Raw genomic sequence first — 260 nt, forward strand, 5'->3', positions numbered from 1 at the left:
GCCTGTATTGCGAGCGCGGCTGCCTCACTGCTCGTGGGGCCACTGAGTTTCGTCGGCCTGATGGCGCCGCATATGACGCGACGCATGGGATTTGACCGGGCGGCGAGCCACGTGTTGGCCTCGGCGCTCCTCGGTGCGTTGTTGATGACGATAGCTGACCTTGGCGCACGCAATGCAACATTTCCCTATGAGCTGCCGCTTGGTCTTTTCGCCGCTCTTGTAGGAGCGCCCTATCTGGCCTGGGCGCTCGGAAGGAAGAG

The 260-nt window shown here is 62.7% G+C and carries 1 protein-coding gene; it reads left to right on the forward strand.

Annotation, left to right across the window (positions count from 1 at the left end; translation table 11 throughout):
- Positions 1-60: 60 nt before the first annotated feature.
- The coding region (locus SB775_RS30895; protein ID WP_410865078.1) for an iron chelate uptake ABC transporter family permease subunit at positions 61-260 on the forward strand (200 nt) is incomplete at its 3' end.

This window comes from Peribacillus sp. SIMBA_075 (assembly GCF_046534585.1).